Origin of the sequence: Oscillibacter valericigenes (genome assembly GCF_016902445.1) — a bacterium.
GTDB lineage: Bacteria > Bacillota > Clostridia > Oscillospirales > Oscillospiraceae > Oscillibacter > Oscillibacter avistercoris.
The window spans coordinates 1-320 of the sequence record NZ_JACSNX010000078.1; the positions used below are offsets into that span (position 1 = coordinate 1).

Sequence of the window (320 nt, forward strand, 5' to 3'; positions counted from 1 at the left end):
GCCCAGGAGAAGGCCATCGCCGAGGCGAAGGCCCTGCAGGCGGCGGAGGAGAAGTAAGAAAGGCAGTCCGCGCTTCTCCGCCGGGAGTCCGGCGTCCAAGCATTTTGCCGGAGGCAAAATCTTGAAATCGGCCGAATTCATTTCGGACGATTTGAGTCCAATGCGGGGTCCCCGCAGGGCGCACAGCGGCCTGTGGGGCGACTGCCCGCCAGCAGCCCAGGAGAAGGCCATCGCCGAGGCGAAGGCCCTGCAGGCGGCGGAGGAGAAGTAAGAAAGGCAGTCCGCGCTTCTCCGCCGGGAGTCCGGCGTCCAAGCATTTT

Annotated in this window: 1 protein-coding gene; it reads left to right on the forward strand. The window is 65.0% G+C overall.

Annotation, left to right across the window (positions count from 1 at the left end; all coding sequences use genetic code 11):
* The first annotated feature begins 121 nt into the window (after positions 1-121).
* A complete protein-coding gene (locus H9X91_RS14115) occupies positions 122-271 on the forward strand; it encodes a hypothetical protein (RefSeq protein ID WP_204804983.1) in 150 nt (49 codons plus the stop codon).
* The last annotated feature ends 49 nt before the right edge of the window (positions 272-320 follow it).